Annotated in this window: 24 protein-coding genes; 11 read left to right on the top strand and 13 right to left on the bottom strand. The window is 73.6% G+C overall.

Annotated elements, in window-relative coordinates; all coding sequences use genetic code 11:
* Positions 1 to 131: 131 nt before the first annotated feature.
* The 5 genes from IF23_RS0105175 to IF23_RS0105155 form a co-directional block, all read right to left on the bottom strand.
* The gene (locus IF23_RS0105175; RefSeq protein WP_051739241.1) at positions 132 to 698 is read right to left on the bottom strand and encodes a hypothetical protein; all 567 of its coding nucleotides are present in this window, start codon (positions 696 to 698) and stop codon (positions 132 to 134) included.
* Entirely contained in the window at positions 695 to 1816 is a 1122-nt protein-coding gene (locus IF23_RS0105170) for an ROK family glucokinase (protein ID WP_030280286.1), read from the bottom strand. The genes IF23_RS0105175 and IF23_RS0105170 overlap by 4 nt, the downstream gene beginning before the upstream one ends.
* Positions 1817 to 2076: 260 nt before the next feature.
* Complete coding sequence (locus IF23_RS0105165) at positions 2077 to 2886, bottom strand: ATP-binding cassette domain-containing protein (RefSeq protein WP_030280284.1); 810 nt, start codon at positions 2884 to 2886, stop codon at positions 2077 to 2079.
* Entirely contained in the window at positions 2883 to 3950 is a 1068-nt protein-coding gene (locus tag IF23_RS0105160; RefSeq protein ID WP_030280282.1) for an ABC transporter permease, read from the bottom strand. Before IF23_RS0105160 ends, IF23_RS0105165 begins: the two co-directional genes overlap by 4 nt.
* On the bottom strand, positions 3947 to 4930 hold the full coding sequence (locus tag IF23_RS0105155; RefSeq protein WP_107126874.1) for a sugar ABC transporter substrate-binding protein: 984 nt from the start codon (positions 4928 to 4930) through the stop codon (positions 3947 to 3949). The genes IF23_RS0105160 and IF23_RS0105155 overlap by 4 nt, the downstream gene beginning before the upstream one ends.
* Before the next feature lie 333 nt (positions 4931 to 5263).
* On the opposite strand from IF23_RS0105155, the gene IF23_RS0105150 reads away from it, so the two are divergent.
* Positions 5264 to 5734: a pyridoxamine 5'-phosphate oxidase family protein gene (locus IF23_RS0105150; RefSeq protein WP_030280279.1), complete on the top strand. Its 471-nt coding sequence runs from the start codon at positions 5264 to 5266 to the stop codon at positions 5732 to 5734.
* A 57-nt stretch (positions 5735 to 5791) separates the two neighbouring features.
* Here IF23_RS0105150 and IF23_RS0105145 read toward each other — a convergent pair whose 3' ends face one another.
* The gene (locus IF23_RS0105145) at positions 5792 to 6634 is read right to left on the bottom strand and encodes a transporter substrate-binding domain-containing protein (protein WP_030280277.1); all 843 of its coding nucleotides are present in this window, start codon (positions 6632 to 6634) and stop codon (positions 5792 to 5794) included.
* Positions 6635 to 6927: 293 nt separating this feature from the next.
* On the opposite strand from IF23_RS0105145, the gene IF23_RS30945 reads away from it, so the two are divergent.
* Entirely contained in the window at positions 6928 to 7389 is a 462-nt protein-coding gene (locus tag IF23_RS30945; protein ID WP_245654895.1) for a ribonuclease FAU-1 family protein, read from the top strand.
* Here the strand turns inward: IF23_RS30945 and IF23_RS0105135 are convergent.
* Positions 7377 to 8045: a bifunctional 4-hydroxy-2-oxoglutarate aldolase/2-dehydro-3-deoxy-phosphogluconate aldolase gene (locus IF23_RS0105135; RefSeq protein ID WP_030280275.1), complete on the bottom strand. Its 669-nt coding sequence runs from the start codon at positions 8043 to 8045 to the stop codon at positions 7377 to 7379. The genes IF23_RS30945 and IF23_RS0105135 overlap by 13 nt on opposite strands.
* Before the next feature lie 445 nt (positions 8046 to 8490).
* On the bottom strand, positions 8491 to 8922 hold the full coding sequence (locus IF23_RS0105130; RefSeq protein WP_030280273.1) for a ribonuclease: 432 nt from the start codon (positions 8920 to 8922) through the stop codon (positions 8491 to 8493).
* 467 nt (positions 8923 to 9389) lie between these two features.
* Between IF23_RS0105130 and IF23_RS0105125 the strand changes: the two genes are divergently transcribed.
* The 3 genes from IF23_RS0105125 (at position 9390) to IF23_RS0105115 (ending at position 11141) form a co-directional block, all read left to right on the top strand.
* Complete coding sequence (locus IF23_RS0105125; RefSeq protein ID WP_030280271.1) at positions 9390 to 10013, top strand: helix-turn-helix domain-containing protein; 624 nt, start codon at positions 9390 to 9392, stop codon at positions 10011 to 10013.
* A 71-nt stretch (positions 10014 to 10084) separates the two neighbouring features.
* Entirely contained in the window at positions 10085 to 10285 is a 201-nt protein-coding gene (locus IF23_RS0105120; RefSeq protein WP_030280269.1) for a DUF6126 family protein, read from the top strand.
* 175 nt (positions 10286 to 10460) lie between these two features.
* Positions 10461 to 11141 carry a thiaminase II/PqqC family protein gene (locus IF23_RS0105115; RefSeq protein ID WP_030280267.1) on the top strand — a complete coding sequence of 227 codons (681 nt, stop codon included), beginning with the start codon at positions 10461 to 10463 and terminating at the stop codon, positions 11139 to 11141.
* Between the two features lie 39 nt (positions 11142 to 11180).
* Here IF23_RS0105115 and allB read toward each other — a convergent pair whose 3' ends face one another.
* Positions 11181 to 12524 carry an allantoinase AllB gene (gene allB / locus IF23_RS0105110; protein WP_030280265.1) on the bottom strand — a complete coding sequence of 448 codons (1344 nt, stop codon included), beginning with the start codon at positions 12522 to 12524 and terminating at the stop codon, positions 11181 to 11183.
* A gap of 491 nt (positions 12525 to 13015) precedes the next feature.
* On the opposite strand from allB, the gene IF23_RS0105105 reads away from it, so the two are divergent.
* Complete coding sequence (locus tag IF23_RS0105105) at positions 13016 to 13819, top strand: IclR family transcriptional regulator (RefSeq protein ID WP_030280263.1); 804 nt, start codon at positions 13016 to 13018, stop codon at positions 13817 to 13819.
* A 115-nt stretch (positions 13820 to 13934) separates the two neighbouring features.
* Here the strand turns inward: IF23_RS0105105 and IF23_RS0105100 are convergent, their stop codons facing one another.
* On the bottom strand, positions 13935 to 14219 hold the full coding sequence (locus IF23_RS0105100; RefSeq protein WP_030280261.1) for a DUF5955 family protein: 285 nt from the start codon (positions 14217 to 14219) through the stop codon (positions 13935 to 13937).
* Between the two features lie 419 nt (positions 14220 to 14638).
* On the opposite strand from IF23_RS0105100, the gene IF23_RS0105095 reads away from it, so the two are divergent.
* From IF23_RS0105095 to IF23_RS0105080, 4 genes are all read left to right on the top strand, one after another.
* Positions 14639 to 14893, top strand: coding sequence for a hypothetical protein (locus IF23_RS0105095; RefSeq protein ID WP_030280259.1), 255 nt, complete (start codon positions 14639 to 14641; stop codon positions 14891 to 14893).
* Between the two features lie 295 nt (positions 14894 to 15188).
* A complete protein-coding gene (locus IF23_RS0105090) occupies positions 15189 to 15767 on the top strand; it encodes a nucleotidyltransferase family protein (protein ID WP_030280257.1) in 579 nt (192 codons plus the stop codon).
* A gap of 412 nt (positions 15768 to 16179) precedes the next feature.
* Complete coding sequence (gene aceB / locus IF23_RS0105085; RefSeq protein ID WP_030280255.1) at positions 16180 to 17823, top strand: malate synthase A; 1644 nt, start codon at positions 16180 to 16182, stop codon at positions 17821 to 17823.
* A gap of 124 nt (positions 17824 to 17947) precedes the next feature.
* On the top strand, positions 17948 to 19705 hold the full coding sequence (locus IF23_RS0105080; RefSeq protein ID WP_245654894.1) for a translation initiation factor 2: 1758 nt from the start codon (positions 17948 to 17950) through the stop codon (positions 19703 to 19705).
* 443 nt (positions 19706 to 20148) lie between these two features.
* Here the strand turns inward: IF23_RS0105080 and IF23_RS0105075 are convergent, their stop codons facing one another.
* The 3 genes from IF23_RS0105075 to IF23_RS0105065 all read right to left on the bottom strand — a co-directional run bounded on the left by IF23_RS0105075 (position 20149) and on the right by IF23_RS0105065 (position 24514).
* Entirely contained in the window at positions 20149 to 21702 is a 1554-nt protein-coding gene (locus tag IF23_RS0105075) for a WXG100-like domain-containing protein (protein ID WP_030280252.1), read from the bottom strand.
* Positions 21699 to 22178 carry a hypothetical protein gene (locus tag IF23_RS0105070; RefSeq protein WP_030280250.1) on the bottom strand — a complete coding sequence of 160 codons (480 nt, stop codon included), beginning with the start codon at positions 22176 to 22178 and terminating at the stop codon, positions 21699 to 21701. The genes IF23_RS0105075 and IF23_RS0105070 overlap by 4 nt, the downstream gene beginning before the upstream one ends.
* Positions 22179 to 22378: 200 nt before the next feature.
* Entirely contained in the window at positions 22379 to 24514 is a 2136-nt protein-coding gene (locus tag IF23_RS0105065) for a tetratricopeptide repeat protein (protein ID WP_078653789.1), read from the bottom strand.
* Between the two features lie 290 nt (positions 24515 to 24804).
* Between IF23_RS0105065 and IF23_RS0105060 the strand changes: the two genes are divergently transcribed.
* Positions 24805 to 25674: a chitosanase gene (locus tag IF23_RS0105060; protein ID WP_030280247.1), complete on the top strand. Its 870-nt coding sequence runs from the start codon at positions 24805 to 24807 to the stop codon at positions 25672 to 25674.
* The last annotated feature ends 87 nt before the right edge of the window (positions 25675 to 25761 follow it).

The following is a 25761-nucleotide window of genomic DNA, read 5'->3' as shown; positions in this document are numbered from 1 at the left end:
CGGACCCGGGCCGGGCCCGGCGCCCCGACATGATCGCCGACCGCCCGGCCCGGGGAAGCCCCGCCGCGGCAACCGCCCGTCGGCCTCAGCCGTCCGGAGTACCGGCGGCAGGTGCCGGGCCCGGCCGCCGGTCAGAACGTGACGGTCGAGACGGTGTGCACCACAGGGTGCCCCGGCTCGTCGAAGCTCACCGTGATCTGCTGCGAGGGCTGCGGCTCGGCGCGGTGTTCGCGCAGACCGGCGAACTGGCCGTCGCCGGTGAAGTCCCAGCCGACCTGTGCCGCCTGCCGGGGCGTGATGGTGACCTCGCCCTTCTTGAGCGCGTCGGTGCTGGAGCCGATCTCCTTGAGATAGCGGGCCAGGCCCACGCCGTTGGTCCGGAACTGGACGTAGAGCGAGCTGGTGTCCCAGGAGTTCGTCTCGTAGTAGTAGACGGGTGTGGAGCCGAGCGGCACCGGGACGTTGTAGATCCGTTGCTGCACCTTGGACGGGAAGGCGTTGGTCAGGCCCGTCGCGGCGGCCTCGGCCTCCTTCATCTCGCCGCTGTCGCGGCTCTGCTCCGCGGAGATGACGATGTAGCCCGCGGGGATGGTGATCAGCAGGAAGACGATCACCGCCATCAGCCAGCGGGGCGTTCCGCGCCGCGGGGTGGCGGCGGGCGGCGGGGCGGCGGCGCCCGTGAGGTCCTGGGTGGTCATCGGCGGCCGGTCCGTTCGTAGCGTTCGTAGCGCTCGACCCGGCGGCGGTTGGCGCGCCGGAAGCGGCGGGCGACCAGCCGGGCGAGATCCGCGGCGCCGACCATCCCGGCCTCGGGGCCCAGCTGCGCCTTGGCGATGCGCGCCTCGGGGCGGTAGCCGCGGCCGGTGAGGGTGCGGCGGAAGGCGTCCGTGGCGGGGCCGATCAGCAGGTCGTCGGCGGCGCTGACGCCACCGCCGATGACGAAGCAGGACGGGTCGAGGGCGGCGGCGAGGTTGGCGATGCCGACGCCCAGCCACTGGCCGATCTCGGCGAGCAGTTCGACGCACATCGCGTCGCCCTCCCGCGCCAGCTCGGTGATGAGCGGCCCGGTGATGTCGGGGACGTGGCCGCCGACCCGCTCGATGATGTTGTACGCGACCGGTGAGTCGGCGGCGGCCAGCTCCCGGGCCTCGCGGACCAGGGCGTTGCCGGAGCTGTACTGCTCCCAGCAGCCGCGGTTGCCGCACGGGCAGCGGTGCCCGCCGGGCACCACCTGCATATGGCCGAACTCTCCGGCCACCCCGTACTTGCCCCGCTTGACCTGGCCGTCCTCCAGGATCGCGCCGCCGATGCCGGTGCCCAGCGTGATCATGACGAGGTGGTCCTCGCCGCGTCCGGCGCCGAACCGCCACTCCGCCCAGGCGGCGGTGTTGGCGTCGTTGTCGACCATGACGGGGACGGCGAGACGGCCCGCGAGGCGGTCACGGAGCGGTTCGTTGCGCCAGTTCAGATGCGGGGCGAAGAGGACGTTGGAGCGGTCCGCGTCGACCCACCCGGCGGCGCCGATGCCGACCGCGTGCACATCGTGGCGGTCGGAGAGGTCGAGGACCAGCTCGGTGATGGTGTCCTCGACGACCTTCGGGCTCTTGGACTTGTCCGGCGTCTCGGTGCGGACCTGCTCCAGGATCGCTCCGTCGGCGTCGACGACGCCCGCCATGACCTTGGTGCCGCCGATGTCGATACCGACGGTCGGCACCCGCGGGGCGGTCAGGTGCGAGCGGCGCTCGCGGGTCCCGGCGGTACGCAGCACGGTCGCCCGGGCGGGCCCCCTCGGGACGCGTTCACGGTACGTGCTCATCGGCCCACCTCGCCGTGGCTGCGGTGGTGGCCCGGTCGGCTGTGTGCGCGCAAGAGTCGTCTCGTCCCTGCGGGTCGGGAGGCCGGTCGGGCCTCGGTCTGCGGGCGGGGGTTCCGCCGGGGCTGCGGTGCGGGGGCCTTCCCTTCCGGTCGTCGAGACCCCCGGGTGCACGGGTTTGGTGCGATTGTGCATCACCGGCCAGGTCCGGCGCACCGCGGCGTGGGGGCGCGGGCGCATGCGCCGCGCGCCCCCCGGCGTGCTCAGCCGGGGCGGTGGCCCCCGGGGAATTCCCCGGGTGCCTCGCGGGCCAGCTCGTGGCTGAGCTGCTCCAGCTCGCTGCCGCCCGCCATTTGGCGGGTCAGCTCCTCCAGCGAGATCTCCGACCGGGCGTGGCTACCGGCCATCGCCCCCCGCTTGAGCAGGACGAAGCGGTCCCCGACGAGGTAGGCGTGGTGCGGGTTGTGGGTGATCAACACCACGCCGAGCCCGGCGTCCCGGGCGGCTGCGACGTACTTCAGGACGACGCCGGACTGCTTGACGCCGAGCGCCGCCGTCGGCTCGTCCAGGACGAGGACCTTGGCGCCGAAGTAGACGGCGCGGGCGATGGCGACGCACTGCCGCTCACCGCCGGAGAGGGTGCCGATGGGCTGGTCGACGTCGCGCAGGTCGATGCCCATCCGCAGCAGTTCGCTACGGGTCGTCTCGCGCATGGTGCGCACATCCAGGCGGCGGAACGGGCCGCGGCCCAGGGTCGGCTCGGAGCCGAGGAAGAAGTTCCGCCAGACCGGCATCAGCGGGACGACGGCGAGGTCCTGGTAGACGGTGGCGATACCGCGGTCGAGGGCGTCGCGCGGGTTGACCAGGCGGGTCTCCTCCCCGTCGATGGTGAAGGTGCCCGCGTCGTGCTGGTGCAGCCCCGCGATGATCTTGATGAGGGTGGACTTACCGGCGCCGTTGTCGCCGAGCACGCAGGTGATCTCCCCGGCGTGCACCTCCAGCGAGACGCCCTCCAGCGCCTTGACGTTGCCGTAGAACTTGCTGACGTCGGCCAGCTCGACGAGCGCCGTCATGCCTTCTCCTCCGCCCGTTTGCGCACCCAGGCGTTCAGCAGTGTGGCGAGCAGCAGCATCGCCCCGAGGAAGAACTTGAACCAGTCCGGGTTCCACTGTGCGTAGACGATGCCCTTGCTGGTCATCCCGAAGATGAACGCGCCGACGGCGGAGCCGATCGCCGAGCCGTAGCCGCCGGTCATCAGACAGCCGCCGACGACCGCCGCGATGATGTACAGGAACTCGTTGCCGACGCCGTCGCCGGACTGGATCGCGTCGTACGAGAACAGCAGGTGCTGGCCGGAGATCCAGGCGGCGAGGGCGACGCCCATGTAGAGCCCGATCTTGGTCTTGACGACCGGGACGCCGACCGCGCGGGCCGCGTCGTCGCCGCCGCCCACCGCGAAGATCCAGTTGCCGACGCGGGTGCGCAGCAGGATCCAGGTGGCGACGGCGACCAGCACGAGCCACCACAGGATGGTGATCTGGATGTCGACGCCGCCGAGCGTCAGATGCGAGGCGAAGACGGCGCGGGCGGAGTCGAAGCCCTCCATGTCGGCGATGGTCTTCGTGGAGACGGTGCCGCTGATCAGCTTGGTGAAGCCGAGGTTGAGGCCGGTCAGCATGAAGAACGTACCGAGCGTGATGATGAAGCTGGGCAGCTTCGTACGGGTCAGCAGAAAGCCGTTGAAGAACCCGATGGCCAGCGTGACCAGCAACGACACCCCGACACCGACCCAGGTGTTGGCGGTCATCTGGTAGCTGAACATCGACGAGATCAGCGCCGAGCTGACCACCATCACCCCGGCCGACAGATCGAACTCCCCGCCGATCATCAGCAGCGCGACGGGGACCGCCATGATGCCGATCGTCGACGAGGCGTACAGCACAGTGGAGAGGCTGGAGGCGCGCAGGAAGGGTTCGGCGACGCAGGCGAAGAAGACGAAGACCGCGACGGCTCCGACGACCGAACCCAGCTCGGGGCGGCCCATCAGACGGTGCAGCGGGGAGCGGCGCAGCAGCCGCTCATCGCCGGACGCCGCGTCCGCGAGGGTGGTGGAGGCACCGGTTCCGGCCGGGCTCATCGGGTGCCCCGCTTCGTGTACTCCTGGAGCGCCGCGGCGTCCTTCTTGGTGATCACCTGCGGTCCGGTGAGCACCGGCTTGCCGCCGCCGAGCATGTCGGAGTTGTACTTGTACAGCCACAGCAGATCGACGGCCTCGTACCCCTGGAGGTAGGGCTGCTGGTCGACGGCGAAGCCGAGCGAGCCGTCCTTGAGACCGTCGGCGACCTGCGCATTGAGGTCGAAGGTGTCAACCTCCGCCTTGCTGCCGGCCTGCTCCTTGGCCTTGACGGCGGTGGGCGCGAAGGGCGCGCCGAGGGTGACGACCGCGTCGATCGACGGGTCGGCCTGGAGCTTGGACTCGATGGACGACTGCACGTCCGGCATGTTGGTGCCCTCGACGTACAGCTTCTCCAGCTCGCCCTTGAACGCCTTCTTCGTGCCGTCGCAGCGCTGCTCGTGGCCGACGTTGCCCTGCTCGTGCAGGACGCAGAGGGCCTTCTTGCGGCCGCGGTGGTTCAGCTCCTCGCCGACCGCCTCACCGGCGACCGTCTCGTCCTGCCCGATGTGGCTGAGCGCGCCGAACTTCTTGGAGTCCTCGGCGCCGGAGTTCACCGTGATCACCGGGATCCCGGCCTTCTCCGCCTTGGCCACGACGTCCTTCATGGCGTCGGGCTTGGCGAGGGTGACGATCAGACCGTCGACCTTCTGGTCGATGTAGGACTGCACCAGCTGGCTCTGCCGCTGGGCCTCCTTGTCGTGGCCGTAGACGAACTTGATGTTGTCCTTGGCCGCGGCCTGCTGTGCGCCGTTCTGGACGATGTCCCAGAAGGTGTCGCCGTCCCCGGAGTGGGTGACCATCGCAAAGGTCCACCTGGGGGTGTTCACCGCCGCCTTGCCACCGGCGGCCTGCGCCGCCCGTGCGTCCTCGGCACGTTTGCCTCCGGTGCTGCTGCACCCCGCGAGGGAGGCGCCGAGCACCGCAGCCAGCACGGCGCCCATGACGCGTACGCCTCTTCGAACCCTTGCCACGAGGTCTTGCCCTTCCGCCGATTGTCACGCTCTGTCGGGGAGTCGCCGCGTACCGTTCCGGGAACGTCGGCCCCAACCGACCAAGTATCCGTTACCTGCGATCTGTACCGGTTCGTGGGGTCTGGCGCCGGGCCGGTGGCGGTGGCTCCGGCCCGGGAGCGTAGCCCAGGGGCGGCCCCGGAGCGGGACCGCGGGGCGGACCGGAAGAAACGGATGCCGCCGGGCGGGTCCGGGCGGGGCCGCCCCGCCCGGTCGCTCCCGCGCCGTTGTGGGCCGGGCGCCCGCACCCTAGCCTCCTCTGCCATGACGGATACCGGATCTTCCCCCGACGGCCCCCGCAGCCCGGAGCGGCGCAAGCGTGAGGCGCTGGCACGGCTGGCACGGGACAACGACGTATGGATCGCCACCGCCGACGCCACCGGCGAACCGTGTCTGGTCCCGCTCGCCTTCTGGTGGGACGGCGAGACGGTCTGGCTGGCCACCCGCGACACCAATCCGACGGGCCGCAACCTGTGCGCCTCGGGACGGGCCCGGCTCGCCTTCGGCCACCCCCGGGACGTGGTCCTGGTCCACGGCACCGCCCGCATGCTGCCCCGCGAGGAGCTGCCGGACGGGGTCGGCGACGCCTTCGCCGCCAAGGACGGCTGGGACCCCCGCGCGGACCATCCCTCGTACGTCTTCTTCCAGGTCACCCCGGAGGTGATCCAGGCGTGGGGCACGGTCCCCGAGATGTCCGGCCGGACCCTGATGCGCGCCGGGAAGTGGCTGGTCTGACGGGTGCCGGGCGCCCCGGGCGGTACGTCCGCGCCCGGGCCGCCCCGCCATCCCGGGTCACTTCATCCAGGCGTCCTCGTACTTCCGGTACGTGCCGTCGTGCGTCGCCAGGTGCACCCACTGGTCGACGTAGGCGGTGAAGTCGGCGTCGCCGCGCGGCACGGCGTACGCCTTCTCGGAGAAGGTGAACGGCTCGTCGGGGTGGAGCGCGCACAGCTCCGGGTGGATCTTCGCCTGGTAGCGGGTCTCCCCCGCGTCGGTCATCATCACATCGGCCCGCCCGGCGATGATCTCGTCGAAGATCGTGGTGTTGTCCGGGTGCACGGTGATCTTCGCCTGTTTCAGCCGCGCCCGCGCGAACTCCTCGTTGGTCCCGCCCGGATTGACGACCACCCGCGTCCCCGGCCGGTCGATCTGCTCCAGCGTCCCGTACTTCTCCTTGTCCGCACAGCGCACGATCGGCGTCTTGCCGTCCTCCCGGGTCGGCTCGGTGAACGCGACCTCGCGGGCCCGCGGCAAGGTGATCGAGACGCCGCCCATGGCGATGTCGCACCGCCCCGCGGCGAGGTCCCCGACCAGCGACGCCCAGGTGCTCGCCACATACCGGGGCTTCGCGTCCAGGCTCGTCGCCAGGTCCTTCGCCATGTCGATGTCGACACCGCGGTACGCACCGGTCTTCGGGTCCCGGTAGGTGTAGGGCCGGTAGTCCCCGGTCGTACAGACCCGCAGCTCCCCGCGGCGCGCCACGGTGTCCAGCAGCGAGGCGTCCGGCCGCGGACGGTGCGGCTCCGCGGCGGTCGGCGCCGCGCCGGGCGCCGGTGCGGGCGTGGCCGCGGACGGCGCTGCGGCGGTGACGGCGAGCAGCACGGCCAGAGCGGGAAGAACGACGGAACGCTTCATACGGCGGGCTCCTGTACGGGGACGGAATCAGGCCAGGGGGCGGCGCGGACAGCGTGGCAGAGGGGACGCGGAGGGTGAAGAGGGTGATCGGTGGATGGGACGGGCCACGAGCCCCGACGGCGCCCCCACCCCCGCCGCTCCCCCAAGTCCGCCACACCGCCCCGCACTTACCGATGATCACTCCACGAGGACGACCGCTTCACGGGAGAACGGAGCGGGCGCGCGATGCCGCAGCAACTGGACGTGATGCTGACCAGCGCCGGACGGACCAAGATCCGCGCTACCCGGCCACCGTGCCGACCGACGAAGGCTCCCACCTCCCGGTCCTGGCCTCGTGGGCGGCGCCCAGGGACCGCGACTTCGGCTTCCTCCACTTCGAGCCCGGCGACCTGTTCACCAAGCACTACCGGCGCGACCGCTGGTACACCGTCAAGGAGCTACGCGACGGCCGGGGAACGCTCAAGGACCGGCACTGCGACATCACCCGCCCCGCGGTGCTCCGCGACAGGGAGACAGTCCCGACGGAGCTGACGGCGGAGGACCTCGCCCCCGCCCTGCGGGTATCGGCGGACGACTCCCGGATACTCCGCCTCGACGAGAACGAGCCCACCGCGAGCGACCTCCCCACCCGGGCCCCGGCGGCGCCCCGGCGCCCGCCGTCCCGGGCCGATCAGGGCCCCGGGACGACGAGCATCCGGCCTACCTCCAACCCCGTACGCGCGGCGCATCCTCCCCGTACTACTCAGTACTCGTAGAACTCCATCGCGCTCTCCGGGACCGGGGAGTCCGAGGCGGCTTCCGCGAGGCGGGAGAGCAGGGCGGAGGCGCGCTTGGTGACGGTGTCGCGGTCGCCGTCGGAGAGGGCGGAGCCCAGGCCGACGGCCGCCGCGCCCGCCGCGATCCACTCGGGGGCGCTCTCCACGCTCACCCCGCCCGCCGGGAGCAGCGGCGCCTGCGGCAGGGCGGCGCGGATCTCGCCGAGCCAGGACGGTCGGCGCTCCGCCGCGGGGAACACCTTGAGCGCATCGGCGCCCAGCTCCAGCGCGCGGACCATCTCGGTCGGGGTGGCGACGCCGGGGAAGACGGGGATGCCGTAGCGGTGGCCCGTACGGATCACCTCCTCGTCCAGGCTCGGCGAGGACAGGAAGCGGGCCCCGGCGTCGACCGCCATCCGGGCCGACACCGCGTCAAGGACCGTCCCGGCGCCGATGACCGCGTCCTCGCCCAGCTCACGGGTGAGGGTGGTGACGGCCTCCAGTGCGAACGGTGTGGTCAGGGATATCTCCAAGGTGGTGACGCCCGCCGACAGCAGGGTGTCGGCGGTGGCGCTCGCCTCGTCGTACGTCGTGCTGCGCACGATGGCGAAGACCCGCTGCGCCAGCGCGGCCCGGGTGATCTCCCAGCGATACACGGCAGTTCGCCGCCCTTCCTTGTCCGTGAACGACCGTGCCCGCCCGGCCGCGGCCGGTGCGGCGGCCTCCGCGCGCGGGCGACCCGCGAGTCGGAGTATTACCGTCGATGCCCGGTCATTTCTTGATTCGACCGGAACGCTACCGGCAGCCACTGACAATTCTCCCGCGGGGGGCCACCGTACGTCCCTGAAGCGACGACATCCCAGGGATCTTTCAGGGTTACCCGCGCGGCAACTCACCGCGACCGCCCTGACCTCGGGCGTCGGCCGTCACCCCGCGCGCAGCCGCCCCGAACGGTTACAGGACGGGGACAGAGAGCGGCGGGACGGCAGGGGAAACGGGGCCGCCCCGGACCGGCCGCGGGACTCGGAAAACGCGAACGGCGGCCGGGATGCCCGCAGCATCCCGACCGCCGTCGGTGCCCGGTGGGTACCGGGCGTCGGCTCAGCAGCCGAAGTCGACGAGGTTGAAGGTCGCGTAGTGGTCGGAGGTGTAGTAGTCCTCCTGCTTCTTCTCACCGGTCACGATGCGGCGCGCGCCGCGGTCCGGGGAGCCCGGGGTGACGACGGTGAACTCGTGGTAGTAGCCGGAGCTCTGCTTCGGCAGGATCCCCTCGCGGTTCGAGAAGACCGTGCCGTCCTTCGGGTACGGGTAGGGGCCGCCCTTGGCGATCAGGTCAAGGGTGTCGTGGGCCTGGGACGGCAGCTTGGACTGGCAGATCTTGCCGACGCTCGCCACCCGTACGTGCTGCGCGGAGACCGCCGGGTGCGCCGTGGCGGTGCTCGGGGTGGCCGCGACGGCGGTGCCGCCGAGGAGAAGGGCCGAGGCGAGGGCGCCCGCGGCGCCGATCCGGGTGATCCGTGGGGGGATTCTCATGGGCCCAAGCATGACGCGCGTAGACATGGCCCTGTCAATGCCAAGGAGCGGAAGTTTCCCGGCCGTTCACAAGGATCCCCCGATCGGCGCAACACGGCCACGCCCACGCCCCCTTGCGGTTCCCTGCGCCCCCGAGGAGCCGTCAATTCCGCCCGACTCCCGTATACCGGAGGGCTGTTGGGGACTCCGCACCGACCGCTCGATCCCCCTGCACCCCCATCGCCCCGGGCGCCCCCACCTCGCACGACTCCCCGTCGCACCTCACCCGTCCGGCTGCCGGGCCGTCACTCCGTACGAATCCGGTCCCGCGGCGGAGGTGCCCCGTACGGGACCGTCCCGGAAGGCGGCCGGGAACCCGTACAGAACGCCGGGACGGCCGCGAGGAGGGGGCGAGGGGAGTACCGACGAGGCTTTGCCTCTCAGGTAAAATTTTTGCCTCTGAGGTCAAAACTGGCTATACCGGGTACATGACCGAGACCCCGCAGGACGCCCCCGCAGAGGCGGCGGAGCTGCCCACCGTCGCGCCCCGGCTGCGCGATCTGCGGCGCCGCAGCGGGCTGACGCTGGAGACGGCCGCCCGCCGGGTCGGACTGTCGCCCGCGCATCTGTCCCGGCTGGAGACCAATCGCCGTCAGCCCTCGCTGCCGATGCTGCTCGCGCTGGCACGCATGTACGGCACCACGGTATCCGACCTGCTGGGCGAGACCGCTCCGGAGCGGGACCCGATCATGCGGGCCGGCCGGACCGAACCGTCGGAGGCCGGGGGCTGGACGTACTGGACGGTCGGCGGCGCCGGGCGGGCCATGCAGGCGCTCCGGGTGCACGTACCGCAGCGGGCGCAGGGCGATCTGGTGCGGGTGCACCCCGGCGAGGAGTGGCTGTACGTCCTCACCGGGCAGCTGCGGCTGACGCTCGGCGAGGCGGTGCACCTGCTCGGTCCGGGTGACGCGGCCCACTTCGACTCGCTGACCCCGCACCGCATCGCCGCGACCACCCGGGCGGGCGCCGAGATGCTCTTCGTCCACACCCTGCTGCAGAGCGGCGCCGCCGAGCTGTGCCTGGGGGACGACACCCCGCGCCGCGGCCTGTGAGACCGCCCACCGCCTTCGGTGCCGCGGAGCCGCCGCGCACCGCACCGCTTCGTGAGGGAAGGACGAACGCCGTGCCCGACCACTCCACCCCTGCCGTCCCCGGGACCACCGGCGGCTCCGACGCCGTCGCGCCGCCGCCCGCGAGCGAACGGAAGTACGTCGAGAACAAGCCACCGCGCGGGCTCTATGTACGGGTGTTCATCTACGTCGTGGCCACCCATGTGCTGCTGGCGTTCATGAGCGTGCTGGTCTTCGCCGCCAAGACGCGCTGACGCCACCGGGCCCCGGGAGCGCCGTGCGGGCGGTGCTCCCGGGGCCCTTCCGGCGCGTCGGCGGGCCGCCCGGTGCCGGGCCCGCACGCTGGGGGCACACCCCTCGGCCGCCGGGCCGGGTGCCGCACACGGTGCGGCGCCGTGGGCGGCCGCCCGTACCGGAGGAGATCCCGCCATGGTCCGACCCGCCGACACCGCGCCCCGGCCGTCCCCGGACGCCGTGCTCGACGCCGCCGTACGCGCCCTCGCCCCGGACTCCGGTGTGAACCGGACGGTCGAGCGGATCGCGGCCGGGCAGGCGCCGCGCACGGTGTTCACGGCGCTCGCCCTGGAGCAGCACCGGGTGATCGCCTCGGACCGGCTCAGCTTCCGCCATCTGACGCACCGGACCGACGCCGATCCGCCGGTCGCCGCCTTCTTCGAACTGCTCGCGGACGGCGAGACGGTCGCCCTGGAGCGGCTGGCGGAGCTGACCGGGGCGCTGGGGATCGCCCCGTCCACCGTCGACGGCCACGAGCCGCGCCCCGGCTGCCAGGCGTACCCCTCGTACGTGGCGCGGCTGGCGCTCGGGGTGGCGCCGGTCGACGTGGTGATCGCGCTGACCGCGAACTTCGCCGCATGGGGCGCGTACTGCGCGCGGGTGGGCCGGGCGGCGCGGGAGCACTACGGTCTGCCGGACGCGGCGTGCGGGTTCTTCGACCTCTTCGCCGCGCCGTCGCCGGAGCTGGACCGGCGGGCCCTGGCGGCCGTCGCGCACGGGCTGGAGACCGGCCAGGCCCGGCCGCTGGAGGCGCACCGGCACGGGCGGCTCCTCCAGGCGTACGAGCTGATGTTCTGGGACGCGCTGGAGGGTTGAGCGGTGCCCGGCCGCCGGTGCGGGCAGCCGGGCGGTGGGTCAGCCGTGCTCGGGACGGGTGAGGAGCGTGCCGGTGGGCGCGGCGAGGGTGGCGCCGTCGTTGATCTTGCGGCCACGCAGCCAGGTGGAGCGCACCACGCCGTGCAGGGTCTTCCCGGCGTACGCGGTGATCTTGTTGCGGTGCTGGAGGGCGGCCGGGTCGACGGTGAACGTCTCGTCGGGCGCGAGCACCGCGAAGTCGGCGTCCCGGCCCGCCTCGATGGCGCCCTTCCGCCCGAGGCCGACCAGTGCGGCGGGGGCGGTGGCCATCCACCGGACCACGTCCTCCAGGGAGTGGCCGCGGGCGCGGGCCGCCGTCCAGATGGCGGGCAGCCCGAGCTGGAGGGAGGAGATGCCGCCCCACGCGGCGCCGAAGTCGGCGGTCTTGAGGTCGGCGGTGGACGGCGAGTGGTCGGAGACGATGCAGTCGATGGTGCCGTCCGCCAGGCCCTGCCACAGCGCGTCCTGGTTGGCGCCCTCGCGGATCGGCGGGCAGCACTTGAACTCCGTGGCGCCGTCGGGGATCTCCTCGGCGGTCAGGGTCAGGAAGTGCGGGCAGGACTCGACGGTGATCCGGACGCCCTCGGCCCTGGCGGCGGCGATCAGCGGCAGCGCGTCGGCGGACGAGAGGTGCAGCACATGCACCCGGGCGTCCAGCCGCCGGGCCAGCGCGATCAGCCCGGCGATGGCGTCGTCCTCGCAGACGCGCGGGCGCGAGGCGAGGAAGTCGGCGTACCGGGGGCCGCGGGGCACGGGCGCCGCGTCCAGGTGGTGCGGGTCCTCGGCGTGCACGATCAGCAGACCGCCGAATCCGGCGATCTCCTCCAGCGCGAGGGCCAGCTGTTCCTGGTCCAGCTCGGGGAACTCGTCCACGCCGGAGGGCGACAGGAAACACTTGAAGCCGAAGACTCCGGCGTCGTGGAGCGGGCGCAGGTCCTTGACGTTGCCGGGGATCGCGCCGCCCCAGAAGCCCACGTCGATATGGGCCTTGGCGGCGGCGACCTCGCGCTTGGTGTCGAGGTGGGCGGTGGTGGTGGTCGGCGGGAGGCTGTTGAGGGGCATGTCCACGAGCGTGGTGATGCCGCCCGCGGCGGCCGCGCGGGTGGCGGTCCAGAAGCCCTCCCACTCGGTGCGCCCGGGGTCGTTGACGTGTACGTGGGTGTCCACCAGGCCGGGCAGCAGGACGTCGTCACCGAAGTCCTCGACCCGGGCGCCGTCCGGCACCGCGGCGTCGTGCGGCAGGACCGCCGTGATCGTCCCGCCGCTGACGGCGACGGACGCGGCGCGCGTCCCCTCCGGGGTGATGACCCGCCTGCTGCGCAGCACCAGCTCTACTTCGGACACCCGGTCCCCTCCTCGTTCTCGTGCTCCATGTCGTCGGCGACCGGCCGCGGGGCCGGTCGGCCGGGCCGCGCCGTGGCGCTCACCAGGTCTTCAACAGACTGTTGAAGGAGTTTCACCGCAGGGCCGGGACCCGTCAAGACCCTTCCGGGACCCGCCGGGACCCCTCCGGGCCCCGCGGACACCGCCCCGGGGGCCAGGCGGCCGACGCCCGCGGCGGGAGAGCGGAAATCCTCTGCACACGACTAGAAGATTCCGCGAAATGGATAATAAGTTTCGAGAAGCAGAACGTAGCCAGGGCCACCGGTCAGGTCAAGGGATCTTGGAGAGCGAGATCACCGACCCGGCCGGAGTTCCGTGACCGAGGCGCTGACCGGCGCGAACGACTGTGCGATACGCCGTGTGTCCGGGAATCGGGACCGGTAGGCTGCACCGGTCGGGCCCGGCGCCCGTACCAGCCGAGACCGACCCCTCCGCCCCGAAAGGAAAGCGACGTGCCGCCGTCCAGCGCCAGCACCTCCGCCGCCGATGCCAAGCCCGCGGGCGCGAGCGGCGGCGTCCAGTCCCTCGAGCGCGCCTTCGATCTGCTGGAGCGGATGGCCGACGCCGGGGGCGAGGTCGGCCTCAGCGAGCTGTCCGCCAGCAGCGGCCTCCCGCTGCCCACCATCCACCGCCTGATGCGCACCCTGGTGGCCTGCGGTTACGTCCGCCAGCAGCCCAACCGCCGCTATGCGCTGGGCCCCCGTCTGATCCGCCTCGGCGAGAGCGCCTCGCGGCTGCTCGGCACCTGGGCGCGGCCGTTCCTGGCCCGGCTGGTCGAGGAGACCGGCGAGACCGCCAACATGGCGCTGCTCGACGGCGACGAGATCGTCTACGTCGCCCAGGTCCCCTCCCGGCACGCCGTGCGGATGTTCACCGAGGTCGGCCGCCGGGTCCTGCCGCACTCCACCGGCGTCGGCAAGGCACTGCTCGCCGGGCACCCGCCGGAGGAGGTCCGGGCGCTGCTCGGGCGGACCGGCATGCCCGCGGCGACGGAGAAGACGATCACCGACCCGGACGCCTTCCTCGACGCGCTCGCCGACGTCCGGCGGCTGGGCTACGCGGTCGACGACAACGAGCAGGAGATCGGCGTCCGCTGCTTCGCGGTCCCGGTCCCCGACTCCCCGACCTCCGCGGCGATCTCCATCTCCGGGCCGACCGGCCGGGTCACCGAGGCGTCGACGGAGAAGGTCGTACCGGTCCTCCAGGAGGTCGCCGCCCAGCTGTCGGTGGCCCTGGCCAACCAGACTCCGGCCTGAGCGTCTCCGTATGTGCCACGGGGCCGGTTCGCCCCGTGACGGCAGAATCCGACCGGCCCCGGGGTGCGTGCCCCGGGGCCGGTCGGCTGCCGGGGCGCGCGCCCCGGACGGGTGCTCAGCGGCGCCCGGGTGGACCGCCGAACCGTTCGACGCCCGCGCGGACGTCGGCCAGCGCGGGCGACAGTGCGCTGACGGATCCGACGGCACCGGCGATCAGCAGCAGCGAGCGGCGCAGCCGGGGCACCTCCGGCAGCCCTTCGCGGACCATCGCGTCCAGGGCGGCCAGTTCATCGTCGGCCACCGCTCGGTCCGGTAACTCGTAGGACAACAGGGCCAGTTCGCGGCGGAGCCGGGCCACCGCGGTGCGCAGTTCGTACCTCCGCGGATCGACCCCGGCCACGCCGGGACCTCCGCGCCCCCTTTGCCTCTGCTCCACGACGACGGCGCCCTCCAAGGAAGTTGAGCGTTCGACAATGCCGGACAGTTAACGCCACCACGCACCGGATACGCCATACGCGGGACGCGATCCGTGCGGGTCCGTCACCCCGGGCGGGCGGGAGCGCGACCGCGGGCCCCGGGCCCGTTCGGCGGAGCGCGGGGGCGCCGTGCGCCACGCGCCGTCGCGCACGGCGCGCGGCCTGCGCAGTGCGCCCCGGAGAACCCTCCAGGCTTCCCCGCGGTGACCGGGCCATTCCCCCGCACATCTGCTCCCCCGCCCCGCCTTCCGCGTGAGCGTCCACCGGGACAGGCGTACGGAGTGCCGGGACGGAGCAGCATCCTTCCGGGCATATCCGGTATATCCCAGAATCGGAGAACGCGATGGACTCTCAACGCGACCCGTACAGCGACCCCGAGCCGGAGCACGGCCACGACGCGGCCCCCGACCGGCACCACACCAGCGTGGTCCAACTGATCTGCCGCGCCTACGGACTCGCGGACGCCTCGGAGATCACCGTCGAGCACATGCACCGGTACGTCACCGAGCGCCGCCTCGCGGAGCAGCGTACGCACGGTATCCGCGGCACCCTGCGCCCGTGGATCCCCCGTCCGCGTACGGCGGGCGACGCGAGCTGACGTCGACGAACCGGCCGAACCCGGGAGGGGCCGGGGGCGGGAGGGCCCGGGGCGCGGGAGGGCCCGGGGCGCGGGAGGGCCCGGGCGTCGCGAGTCGGTGCGGCACCGGCGGGCGGCGCCCGGCCCCATGGGGGCGCGGGGCGCGGCCCGGTCTCCGGAGCGCGACCCCGAACCCCCGGTCCCCGGGGCGCGCAGCCGCAGGACGACCCCATGGGGTATGCACTCCCCCATGACATCGACACCGCATCCGTCCACCCCGGCGCCGACCCCGGGGCGCCCGCCCCGCCCGGGAGAGGTGGCGGGGCTGCTGCTCGCCGCCGGGGGCGGGCGGCGGCTGGGCGGGCGGCCGAAGGCGCTGCTGGAGTTCCGCGGTCGGCCGCTGGTGGAGCATGCGGCGCGGGTGCTGCGGGAGGGCGGCTGCGGCCCCGTCCACCTCGTCCTGGGCGCCGCGGCGGCCGAGGTGCGGGCCCGCGCCGACCTCTCCGGCCACACCGTGCACACCAACCCCGACTGGGCGTCCGGGATGGGCTCCTCCCTGCGGACGGGCCTGACCGCGCTCGCCGGTTCGGGGTGCGGGGCGGCGCTCGTCATGCTGGTCGACCAGCCGGGCATCGGCCCGGAGGCGGTGGCGCGGGTGGCCGCGGCGTACACCGGTCCCAATGCGCTGGCGGCAGCCGCGTACGAGGGGCGGCGCGGGCATCCGGTGCTCTTCGGCGCGGACCGGTGGGCGGAGATCGCCGCGACCGCCGAAGGCGACCGCGGTGCCCGCGCCTACCTGCGCGACCACGGCGCCGAACTCACCCTCGTCGAGTGCGCGAACATCGCGGCGGCGGACGACATCGACACCCCGGAGGATCTGCACCTGCTCCGGTGAACGGCTACCGGCGGGCGGCGAGTTGGGGCGGGCGCGGGGTGATCTCGGCCACGCCCGAGGGGAGGGCGCCGCCCGGGAAACCTTCAGGGACCCTTCCGGAAAGCGAACCCGCTGCCGCCCCGGAATCTTCAGGAACCCTCCCTGAAACAAGCCGTTCCCCCGCCTCCCGTACGCCCCGTCGCCCCGCTCACGGCATGGCACTCGGAGTCACCACGGGGCCACTTCTGTCGACCCGGAGAATCTCGACATCAACAAACGATTGAACTTCCGCGATAAGGAAACTAGTCTCCACTGGTCAGAAGCGCCCTGAACCCGAACGGCGCCCGCGACCGTACGTCCGGCCCCGCGGCACCCCGTGCCGCACGGCCTCCCGGCGGCCGCTCGGCACCGCCGCTGAATGGAGTGACAGCTCATGTCCGCACCAGCGCCGTCCCCGCTGGCCCTCGCCGACGTCGACCCCGCGCACGCCCCCGCGCGCCAGGACGAGGTCCTCACCGACGCCGCGCTCGCCTTCCTGGCCGAGCTGCACCACCGGTTCACCCCGCGCCGCGACGAACTGCTCGCCCGGCGCGCCGAGCGCCGCGCCGAGATCGCCCGGACCAGCACCCTCGACTTCCTGCCAGAGACCGCGCACATCCGCGCGGACGACAGCTGGCGGGTCGCCGAGCCGCCCGCCGCGCTCAACGACCGCCGGGTGGAGATCACCGGTCCCACCGACCGCAAGATGACCATCAACGCGCTGAACTCCGGCGCCAAGGTCTGGCTCGCCGACTTCGAGGACGCCTCCGCTCCCACCTGGGAGAACGTCATCGGCGGCCAGCTCAACCTCACCGACGCCTATGAGCGCCGCATCGACTTCACCGACCCGCGCTCGGGCAAGTCGTACGCCCTCAAGGACGCCGCGGAGCTGGCGACCGTCGTCATGCGGCCGCGCGGCTGGCACCTCGACGAGCGGCATCTGACGGTCGACGGCAAGCCCGTCCCCGGTGCACTGGTCGACTTCGGCCTGTACTTCTTCCGCAACGCCCAGCGGCTCCTGGACCTCGGCAAGGGCCCGTACTTCTACCTGCCCAAGACCGAGTCGTACCTGGAGGCCCGCCTCTGGAACGACGTCTTCGTCTTCGCCCAGGACCACCTCGGCATCCCCCAGGGCACCATCCGCGCCACGGTCCTCATCGAGACCATCACCGCCGCGTACGAGATGGACGAGATCCTCTACGAGCTGCGCGACCACGCCTCCGGGCTGAACGCCGGGCGCTGGGACTACCTCTTCTCCATCGTCAAGAACTTCCGCGACGGCGGCGCCAAGTTCGTGCTGCCGGACCGCAACGCGGTGACGATGACCGCGCCGTTCATGCGCGCGTACACCGAACTCCTCGTCCGCACCTGCCACAAGCGCGGTGCGCACGCCATCGGCGGGATGGCCGCGTTCATCCCCAACCGCCGCGACCCGGAGGCCAACGAGAAGGCGCTGGCGAAGGTGGCGAACGACAAGGACCGCGAGGCCGGGGACGGCTTCGACGGTTCCTGGGTCGCCCACCCCGACCTGGTGCCGATCGCCCGCGCCTCGTTCGACGCGGTCCTCGGCGACAGGCCGAACCAGAAGGAGCGGCTGCGCGAGGACGTCGACGTCAAGGCGGCGGACCTGATCGCCGTCGACTCCCTGGAGGCGAAGCCGACCTACCAGGGTCTGGTCGACGCCGTGCAGGTCGGCACCCGCTACATCGAGGCATGGCTGCGGGGCCTGGGCGCCGTCGCGATCTTCGGCCTGATGGAGGACGCGGCCACCGCCGAGATCTCCCGTTCGCAGATCTGGCAGTGGGTCGACGCGGGCGTCGTCTTCGAGGAGGACGGCCACGCGGGCGAGAAGGTCACCGCCGAGCTGGTGCGCTCCGTCGCCGCCACCGCGCTGGCCGACATCCGGGCCGAGGTCGGCGAGGAGGCGTTCACCACGGGCCGCTGGCAGCAGGCGCACGACCTGCTCCTCCAGGTCGCCCTCGACGCCGACTACGCCGACTTCCTGACCCTTCCGGCGTACGCGGTGCTGGAGGGCTGAGCCCGGCACGCGAACCGGCGGAGGGCGTCGCCACCGGGGCACGCCCTCCGCCGCCGCCCCCGTCGGCCCGCACCGGGCGGCGGGGCGGCGGCGGTCGCGGCGGGCGCCGAGTACGCTCTTCCGCATGCCGTCGCCTCCGCCCGAGCCCGTCCGCCACGGCGGCGGCGACGCACCCCGGCCGGCGGGCCACGCCTTAGCCGGGGGACGGCGGACGGCGGACACCGCGCGGACCGTGCTCTTCGCGGCGCGTTCCGCGGTGGCGCTGCACCGTCTCCTCGACACCCTCCCGGTCTTCGCCGGTGACCACCGCATCACCCGGGTCTTCTCCCTCGTCCCCGGCTCGGACTTCTCCACCGACGCGCTCGCGGCGCTGGAGGCCGCCGGGGCCCGCACCGTCCCCTGGAGCGAGGCCCTCGGCACCCCCTACGACCTGACGCTCGCGGCCAGCCCCAAGGGCGATCTGCACCGGCTGCGCGGGCCGCTCGCGCTGCTGCCGCACGGCGCCGGGTTCAACAAGTCGCTGCCGTCCGACGGTTCGCCCCGTGCGGCGTCCGGGCTCGACGCCGCCTATCTGGTGCGCGGCGGCACCCCGCTGGCCGCACTGCACGCCCTCGCCCACCCGGGGCAGATCGACCGGCTCGCCGCCCGGAGCCCGGCGGCCGCCGCCCGCGCCACGGTCGTCGGCGATCCCACCCTGGACCGACTGCTCGCCTCCCGGGGCCTGCGCGACCGCTACCGCGCCGCGCTCGGCACCGGTGGCCGCCGACTGATCGCCCTCACCTCGACCTGGGGCCCGCGCTCGCTGCTCGCCCGGCATCCGGGGCTGCCCGCCCGCCTCGCCCGGGAACTGCCGCTGGACGAGTACCGGTTGGCGCTGCTGATCCACCCCAACGCCCACAGCGACGCGGGCCACCACGAACTCACCGAACGGCTCGCACCCGCCCTCGCCGCCGGTCTGACGATGGCCTCGCCGTACGAGGAGTGGGCATCGGTCCTGGTGGCGGCCGACGCCGTGCTGTGCGACCACGGCTCGACGGCGCTGTACGCGGCGGCGCTGGGCCGCCCGCTGCTGTCGGTGTGCGACGGCGGCGCGGAGCTGATCCCCGGCACCCCGATGGACCGGCTCCTGGCGGCGGTGCCCGTCTTCGACAAGCCCCACGACATCGCCGACGCCATCCGCGGGCACCGCGCCGAGCGGGTCACCGAAGCCGCCGCCGCGGCCTTCGCCGAACAGGGCAACGCCCTGCCCCGGCTGCGCGCCCGGCTCTACGCCTGCCTGGACCTGACACCGCCCGGCACGCCCCTCGCGCCCCGGCTGCTGCCCGTACCGCGCGCCGCCGCACCGCTCCCGACGGCGTGCGCGGTCCGCACCCGGGTGCACGGCACGGCGGTCTCCGTGGTCCGCCACCCCGCGGCCGACGATCCCGAGGACCACCCCGGTGACGACGGTCCCGACGCCCCGGCCGGTCATCTCGCCGTGGAGGAGGACGCCGCCGGGGCGCATCTGGCCCAGGGCGCGGCGCTGTTGTTCCGCCGCGCCCGGGGCGGTCCGGACGACGCCGCCTGGACCGCGGCCGGTTGGATCGACGAGGCGTTCGCCGCGTACCCGGGACGGCGCACCGTGGCCGCCGTCCTCGCCCCGTCCCTGTCGGTGCTGCGCCGCCGCGGCGGCCCCCTGCTGGCGGCGCGGACCGAGCCGTACGAGGAGGCGGGCCGGATCGTCCGCCCGGACCAGGCGGCGGTGCTGTCCGCGCTGCACGCCTGGCTCACCGCCACCCCGGACGCCGCCGCGCCCACGACGCTGACCTGCACCGTCGGGGAGCGGACGTACCGGGTCCAGGTGGCGGAGGCGACGGAGGAACAGGCCCGCCGGGAGCTGTGAGCCGGGCGCCCCGGGCCTGTTCGCCGCGGGAGCCCGGGCCCGGAACGCACCGGTCCGGGCGCGGGGACGGGGCGTTGTCAGTGGCTGGTCCTACCGTGAGCGCATGGCGGACCTGAGCCCGCCGCGCTCCGGACGGCCGGGCCCGAGGCGCCGGTGTGGACACCGGTTCCCGGCGGACGCTCGTCGGGCGGCGCACCCGCGGATGCCCTTCGGCTGAGCCGTCCTGACGGGTCGTCCGGCGCCGGTCAACGGAAAAGGTCCCCTCCTCGGATGAGGAAGGGACCCTGTTCCAGAGCGCCCGGCAGGCCTTGCACCTACATTTCCCACCGGTTGGTGGGCGTCTTTCCTTGGACCACAGACGCACGCTCCACCCGCCGTTCCCGGAGGCGAAGTTGCATCATGATCATATCGGATCGCGGCAGCTCCACGCACCACCGGCCGACTCAGCCCGAAGCGCCGGAAGCGCTGCCGCCGCCCTGCCCGCCCGAGGACAGCCCGGCCCAGGGGTTCGGCTCCGGCCCGAACGAGGCGAACGGTCCGGCGCCTTCCCCACGGGGCGCTCCGGGCCCGTCGGCCCGCCACCCGGCACCGTCCTGCCAGACCTCGTGCCCTTCCCGCCCGGTGGGCCCGCCCTGGAGCTGGCCCGGACCGGTGAACTCGTCAGCGTACGGCTCGGGTTGGGTGCCTAGCCAAGGCCCGGAGGTCGACGGCGGGGTGGACGGCGAGGCCCCGGGCGGAGGCGTCACGCCGGAACCGGAATCGGAACCTGAGTCGGAGCCGACGTCGGAAACGGGATCGGAGCCGATGCCGGAATCCGTATCGGAGCCGGAATCGGAGCTGGAGCGGGAAGGGGACGACGTCCCGGACGAGGACGTCGGCACGGGCGTCGGGGCGGGGCTCCGAACGGGCGTTGGAGCGGGGCTCCGAACGGGGCTCGGCTCGGGCGTCGGAGCGAAGCTCGGCCCGTACGTCACCTCCGCCGTCCCGTCGGCCGACGCCGCCCCGCCCGCTTCCGCCGCCCCCGCCGACCGCGGCGCCCGTAGCAGTCCGTCCACCGCGCCCTCCAGGTGGTCGGCGGGTGAGAGGGAGCCGAGGTTCTTCGGGTTCATCGCGGTGTGCCGGGCGCCCCAGGCACCGTTGAAGGCGCCGTTGGCCGCGCCGGAGACCCAGTCGCCGGAGAGGCCGGACGCGGCGTCCTGCGCGGCGCCCTCCGCCATCCCGGCCACCGCGCCGAACCCGCCCTGCCAGGCCACATCGGCGGCGCCGCGCACCGCGGACCCCGCCCCGGCCGCGGCCAGGCCCTTGCCCAGCCCGTGGCCGAGGGCGCCCCCGGCCAGGCCCGCGCCGAAACCCACCGCGCCGCCGATCGCGCCGTTGACCGCGGCGGCCGTGAGCTGCCGCCCGTCCAGTGTGCCGCGGTGCCCCTGCGCCACCTCGACAACCTGGGCCAGCAGCGCGAACCCCTCCTGCGCCAGCACCGATTCGGCGACCCGGGTCAGCACCCGTACGGCCGCCCGGCGCAGGAAGGCCAGGCAGAGCACCCGGGCGGCGGCGATCTCGACGGCGGCCGCCTCGGCGCCGCCGAAGAGGTACGCCGCCGCGTCCACCATCAGCTGGATCGCGAGGACGATCAGCGCGCCGAGGATCTCGATGCGCAGCGTCTCGATCTCGTTCGCCAGCGCGTCCAGCGCCTCGGCCGCGCCCTCGCAGCAGCGGACCGCCTTCGGCAGCACCGCATCGTCCTCCGCGCCCGGCCGTCCGACCAGCGTGGCGAGGAACGCGTCGATGCCCGCGCGGGCCGCGCCCGCCAGCCCGGCGTCCACGGCGCGCCGTGCCGCGGTCACGTCCTGGGCGCACACCCGGAGCACCTCGGCCACCTGACGCCAGTCGGCGGCCTCCGCACGGAGCGCGGTCTCGTCGCCGGTGGGCCATTTGTTGCCGACGACCACCAGAAGGAGGTTCTGCAGCTCCGGCGGTACGTGGTGGGCGTCGATCACGAGGCCGCGCCGCCCGCGTCGTCGAGGTGCGCCCGCCAGGCCGTGACGCTCTCCAGCGCGGTGTCCTCGGCGCGGGCGAACGTGCCGCGGGTCGCCGCCAGGTCGTCCGCCAACCGGACCAGCACGAGGTGGAGTTGGTGGGCCGTCCGGACGAGGTCGGCGCGGGGTCCGGCGAAGGCGTCGCCGAACGCCTCGCCCAGCCCCGGGTCGTCGCCCCAGGGGGCGGGCCCGGACCGGGCGGTGGCGTCGTCCGCCAGGGCCGCGGCCCGCTGCGCCTCCCCGGCGGCGGATTCGGCGGCCTTGACCGCGGCGAGCAGTGCGGTGAAGTCGACGGCCAGCAGACCCGCGCCGTCCGGCGGGTCAGGTGGCACTGGCGGCGTCAGATCCGGGGCCGGGGCCGCGACCGGGGCGTTGCGGTAGCCGCCGACGGGGCCCGGAACCGTGGGGTGCGGCGCGTTCTCGTGCTCCGGCGGCATACGCGTCCTTCGTGGCGGGCGGCGGCCGTCGCCGTCGGATCACGGCACCGGCCCTCGGTCTCCCGCAGTCCACCACCGCGCCCGCGCGCCGCCGCGCCCCTTGACGGCCTCCGAACGCGCACCGGCCCGCCCTTGGCGCACCGTTGACGCCCATCCGGAGACCGCCCCCGAAAGCGGAGCCGTACGCCTCTGACGTCACGTTACGACGCCGGGGCCGCCCCGCCTTCCCGTGTGCGGATCGCCGCGGCCCGCTCCCGGTGCCCGGCCGCCGCCTCCGTGCGTCCGGCCTCCTCCTCCAGTGCGGCGAGGGCGTCGAGGACCCGCGCCTCCTCGAAGGTCGAGCCGCGCCGCCGGGCGGCGGCGAGCGCGGCCCCGAAGCGGTCCCGCGCGGCGTCGGCACGGCCCTGACGCTGCTCCACCCGGCCCAGGGCGAAGACCGTACGGGCGGTCATCCGGTCGCGACCCAGCTCCTGCGCGGCCGCGTACGCCGCGGTCAACTCCGCCTCGGCCAGATCGAGTTCGCCGAGGGCTTCGCGGGCCAGGCCCAGCTGGTAGGTGAGCAGCATGGCGCCGTAGGCGTTGCCGATCTCGCGGTGGATGGTGCGGGAGCGCAGATAGTCGGGGACGGCGTCGGCCCAGCGACCGCTCTCCGCCCCGAGGCGGCCGCGGAACTCCAGCGCGGAGGCGTAGAGCTTGCGGTCCTCCGGCTCCCGCCCCAGCAGTTCGGCGCCGTGCACCGCCGCGGTCAGCTCCCGCCCGGCGTCGGCGAACCGGCGCTGTTCCCACAGCGGGCGGGCCAGTTGGCAGCGCATCCGGATCGTGGCCCGCAGGTGCTCGGCGCGCTGTGCGGCGTCCCGTCCGAGGGCGAAGGTCACGGCGGACTCGGCGCTGTGCGGATGGTCGAGCAGATGTGTCCAGAGCGGTTCGCACAGCGCCCAGGCCAGGTCGTACCAGCCCGCGTCGTGGGCGATGCGGACGCAGGTGTGCAAGGCGCGCCGCTCGGCCGTCAGCCAGCGGTGGGCGACGGCCTTCCGCTCCGGCTCCGGCGCGGTGAGGTCCACATCGTCCGCGCCGGGCACCGGCGGGGCGGCCGGGGCGAGGGTCAGGCGCATTCCGGCGGCGCCCGCGTCGGCGCGCTGGGCCTGGCGCAGATACCAGGCGACGACGCGGCGCAGCCCGTCGGCGGTCTCCTGTGGGCCGCCCTCGTCGCGGGCGCGGCGCAGCGCATGGGCGCGGACCAGCGGGTGCATCCGCGGGCGGCGGACGGGCGGTCCGGCCGCGCCCTCCTCGGCGGGGTCGCAGACCACGTCGACCAGTCCGGTGTCGGCCAGTTCCGCCAGCGCGTCCTCGGCGGCGTCCCGACCGGCGCCCAGCAGCGCCGCCACGGCCGCCTCGGAGAGGACCTCGCCCGCCTCCGCGGCGAGCAGCCGGTAGAGCTGCCGGGCCCGCGGGCCGAGGTCGCGGTAGGCGGCGTCCCATACGGGTTCGATGTCCGGCACGCCCTTCTCCCGCAGTTCGGTGGTGAGTCCGGCGAGCAGCCGCGGCCAGCCGCGGTGCCGGTGGCGGCGCACCCAGCGTCCGGCGACCCGCAGCGCCGCGGGCGATCCGGCGCAGAGCCGGGCCAGCTCCGCGGCGGTGCGCGGCGCGGCGGACAGTTCGGGGTCGTTGACGATCCGCAGCAGCAGCCGTACGGCGTCGGGCTCCCGCAGCGGTTCGAGGGAGAGCTCCACGGCGGCGGCGTGCTCCAGGTCGTCCAGGCGCCGCGATCCGGCGAGGATGACCACGCTGCCCGCGGACGCCGGGAGGAGCGGTTCGGCCTCCGAGGCGTAGCGGACGTTGTCGATGACGACGACCAGCCGACGGTGTTGGGTGCGGTCCCAGTACTGCGCGGCGCGCCCGGCGAACGTCGGCTCCACCCACTCCGGTGTCACGCCCAGATCGCGCAGCAGCCGGGCGAGCACATCGCTGAGGGAGACGCCGCCGTCGTGCCGCATGCCGTCGAGGTCGACGTAGAGGACGCCGTCCGGGTACCCCTCGCGCAGGGTCCGGGCGAGCCGGAAGCCGAGGGTGGTCTTGCCGACGCCGCGCAGTCCGCGGAGCGTGACGATCAGCGGGCGCTGGACCTCGGGGCGCTCGCGTTCCCAGTCGCGTACGGTCCGCAGGACGAGGGCCTGTTCGTCGTCGCGGTCGGTGAAGTGGGGCACTTCCGGCGGTAACTGACAGGGCGGCCGGGGCGCGTGCGACTGGTGCACGTGCAGCTCCTGGACCGAACCGGCCTGGACCAGGCTGTTGACATGGGCCTGACCGCCCACGCTGTTCCGCGTCTCCTCGGCCATGCGTCAACTGTATGTGGTGCGGCATCGCGGCGTGCGGCACTTGGCGGGGCGGGCGCGGGCGCGCAGCCGTCCCGGGGTCCCGGGCGGAGAGCTGCGCCGGTCACGGGTGCGCGCGGCGCGGTCGGCCGCTCCCGTACCGGGACCGCTCCCCCGCAACTCCCTTGATCTGTAAGGGAATCGGCGCGCTCGGGGTTGTGCGCGACTCCTGTACGCGCCCCCTCAAGTCTGGTAGGAAAGCTTCCTAACGATTGGGGAACCCCCCACAGCCCACTCCGGAATCGGAGGATCGTATGCGCTCTCGGTCGATAGGGTCACGTGTGACCAAAATATCCACCCGCGTCATCCTCGGCGTGGCACTGCTCGCCGTTCCCGCGACCGCAGTCGCGGCAACGGCCATCCCGGGCGGCAAGTCGGATTCCGCCACACACTCCCCGCACTCCTCCCGCGCCGCGTCGGGGCTCGACGACCCGGCGAAGAAGGAGATCGCGATGAAGCTGGTCTCCAGCGCGGAGAACTCCTCGCTGAACTGGAAGGACCAGTACAAGTACATCGAAGACATCGGCGACGGACGGGGCTACACCGCCGGCATCATCGGCTTCTGCTCCGGCACCCACGACATGCTCGAACTCGTCGAGCTGTACGCCAAGCGCAAGCCGGACAACATCCTCGCGAAGTACCTCCCGGCGCTGCGCAAGGTCGACGGGTCCGACTCCCACGAGGGGCTCGGCAACGCGTACGTGAAGGACTGGAAGACGGCGGCGAAGGACCCCGACTTCCAGAAGGCGCAGAACGACGAGCGGGACCGGGTGTACTTCAACCCGGCGGTCAAGCAGGGCAAGGCCGACAAGATCGGTGTGCTGGGGCAGTTCGCGTACTACGACGCGATCGTCATGCACGGCGACGGCGACGAGGACACCAGCTTCTCCAGCATCCGCGAACGGGCCCTGAAGAAGGCGAAGCCGCCGTCGCAGGGCGGCGACGAGAAGAAGTACCTCAACGCGTTCATGGACGCCCGGGTCTGGGCGATGCAGCAGGAGGAGGCGCACAGCGACACCAGCCGCGTCGACACCGCGCAGCGGGTCTTCCTCAAGGACGGCAACCTCGATCTGCACACGCCGTTGAAGTGGAAGGTCTACGGCGAGGACTTCCACATCGGCTGAGCCGGTGCGGGAGGGGGAAACCCCGAGGGGAAGCGGGTGGCGGCCCGCGGCGGATCCGGTCACGGCCGGTCCGTCGCGGGCCGCCGG

The sequence above is a fragment of the Streptomyces catenulae genome, assembly GCF_000718015.1.
GTDB lineage: Bacteria > Actinomycetota > Actinomycetes > Streptomycetales > Streptomycetaceae > Streptomyces > Streptomyces catenulae.
This window is presented reverse-complemented; position numbering and strand designations above follow the sequence as displayed.

What these genes read in the sequence shown, in the direction of transcription:
- IF23_RS0105145 (WP_030280277.1), bottom strand. Translation starts at nt 6,634, where the DNA reads ATGAAGCGTTCCGTCGTTCTTCCCGCTCTGGCCGTGCTGCTCGCCGTC.
- IF23_RS0105095 (WP_030280259.1), top strand. Translation starts at nt 14,639, where the DNA reads ATGGACTCTCAACGCGACCCGTACAGCGACCCCGAGCCGGAGCACGGC.
- IF23_RS0105060 (WP_030280247.1), top strand. Translation starts at nt 24,805, where the DNA reads ATGCGCTCTCGGTCGATAGGGTCACGTGTGACCAAAATATCCACCCGC.
- IF23_RS0105125 (WP_030280271.1), top strand. Translation starts at nt 9,390, where the DNA reads ATGACCGAGACCCCGCAGGACGCCCCCGCAGAGGCGGCGGAGCTGCCC.
- IF23_RS0105175 (WP_051739241.1), bottom strand. Translation starts at nt 698, where the DNA reads ATGACCACCCAGGACCTCACGGGCGCCGCCGCCCCGCCGCCCGCCGCC.
- IF23_RS0105155 (WP_107126874.1), bottom strand. Translation starts at nt 4,930, where the DNA reads ATGGGCGCCGTGCTGGCTGCGGTGCTCGGCGCCTCCCTCGCGGGGTGC.
- IF23_RS0105065 (WP_078653789.1), bottom strand. Translation starts at nt 24,514, where the DNA reads ATGGCCGAGGAGACGCGGAACAGCGTGGGCGGTCAGGCCCATGTCAAC.
- IF23_RS0105080 (WP_245654894.1), top strand. Translation starts at nt 17,948, where the DNA reads ATGCCGTCGCCTCCGCCCGAGCCCGTCCGCCACGGCGGCGGCGACGCA.
- IF23_RS0105130 (WP_030280273.1), bottom strand. Translation starts at nt 8,922, where the DNA reads ATGAGAATCCCCCCACGGATCACCCGGATCGGCGCCGCGGGCGCCCTC.
- IF23_RS0105165 (WP_030280284.1), bottom strand. Translation starts at nt 2,886, where the DNA reads ATGACGGCGCTCGTCGAGCTGGCCGACGTCAGCAAGTTCTACGGCAAC.
- aceB (WP_030280255.1), top strand. Translation starts at nt 16,180, where the DNA reads ATGTCCGCACCAGCGCCGTCCCCGCTGGCCCTCGCCGACGTCGACCCC.
- IF23_RS0105070 (WP_030280250.1), bottom strand. Translation starts at nt 22,178, where the DNA reads ATGCCGCCGGAGCACGAGAACGCGCCGCACCCCACGGTTCCGGGCCCC.
- IF23_RS0105170 (WP_030280286.1), bottom strand. Translation starts at nt 1,816, where the DNA reads ATGAGCACGTACCGTGAACGCGTCCCGAGGGGGCCCGCCCGGGCGACC.
- IF23_RS0105115 (WP_030280267.1), top strand. Translation starts at nt 10,461, where the DNA reads ATGGTCCGACCCGCCGACACCGCGCCCCGGCCGTCCCCGGACGCCGTG.
- IF23_RS0105160 (WP_030280282.1), bottom strand. Translation starts at nt 3,950, where the DNA reads ATGAGCCCGGCCGGAACCGGTGCCTCCACCACCCTCGCGGACGCGGCG.
- IF23_RS0105150 (WP_030280279.1), top strand. Translation starts at nt 5,264, where the DNA reads ATGACGGATACCGGATCTTCCCCCGACGGCCCCCGCAGCCCGGAGCGG.